1 protein-coding gene is annotated in these 990 nt (G+C 56.2%); it reads right to left on the bottom strand.

The window, feature by feature from the left end:
- Positions 1-153 precede the first annotated feature (153 nt).
- A complete protein-coding gene (gene ubiG / locus BDE01S_RS10725; protein WP_066081428.1) occupies positions 154-870 on the bottom strand; it encodes a bifunctional 2-polyprenyl-6-hydroxyphenol methylase/3-demethylubiquinol 3-O-methyltransferase UbiG in 717 nt (238 codons plus the stop codon).
- Positions 871-990 lie beyond the last annotated feature (120 nt).

The raw sequence follows: 990 nt of genomic DNA, 5'->3' as shown, positions 1-990 counted from the left end.
TATAAAAGATTTATCTCATTCTATGAATGAGCAACGGGCAGGGATGCCCGTCCTACGTCATTGAAATTTCTACAAAACAAAATAGGCCGTCTGAAAATCCGCCCGTGAAGCGGCGTTTTTCAGACGGCCTGTTTGATAGTGAAGCACGCCGCATTAGCGCGGGCGGCAGGCAATCATATAATTGGTGTCGGTGTTGTCGCTGAGGGAATATTGACGGGTCAGCAGGTTGTATTTCATGCCTTTGCTGTCGGTCAAATCCAGCCCGGCTTGGCGGCACATCCGCGCCAGCTCGGCGGGGGTAATGAATTTCTGCCAGTCGTGCGTGCCTTTGGGGACGAAGTTGAGCACATATTCCGCGCCGACAATCAGATGCAGATAGGATTTCGGATTGCGGTTGATGGTGGAGAAAAAGACGAAGCCGTCGGGCTTGGCCAGCTTGGCGCAGGCGCGGACGATGGCGGCGGGGTCGGGCACATGCTCCATCATTTCCATGCAGGTAACGACATCGAAGCTGTGCGGCATTTCTTCCGCCAAATCTTCCACGCGCACGCAGCGGTAGGCGATGTTGTCAACGCCCGTGGCGGCGGCGTGGGCTTCGGCGACGCTCAGGGATTTTTCCGCCATGTCGATGCCGGTGACGTGCGCCGCGCCGCGCCGCGCCATGCTTTCGGCCAAAATGCCGCCGCCGCAGCCTACGTCCAGCACCTGTTTGCCCTGCAGATGCGCGGTGCGGTCGATATAATCCAGGCGCAGCGGGTTGATGTCGTGCAGCGGCTTGAATTCGCCGGTTTTATCCCACCATTTGTCGGCAATCTGGCTGAATTTGGCGATTTCGTCGGCATCGACGTTGTGCGGTTTGGCGGTGCTCATGGCTGGCTCCCGTGGGCAATGAAAACAATAGAAAAAAGATTGTATAGTGAATTCAAATCAAAAATCTACAGCGTTGGCTCGCCCGGCTCAGAGAGGGGGCTTGACTAAGCTGCTGAAGCA

Origin of the sequence: Bergeriella denitrificans NBRC 102155 (genome assembly GCF_001592185.1) — a bacterium.
Classification (GTDB): Bacteria; Pseudomonadota; Gammaproteobacteria; order Burkholderiales; family Neisseriaceae; genus Neisseria; species Neisseria denitrificans.
Note: the sequence above shows the minus strand (reverse complement) of the source record. Positions and strands in the feature narration are given on the sequence as shown.

What these genes read in the sequence shown, in the direction of transcription:
- ubiG (WP_066081428.1), bottom strand. Translation starts at nt 870, where the DNA reads ATGAGCACCGCCAAACCGCACAACGTCGATGCCGACGAAATCGCCAAA.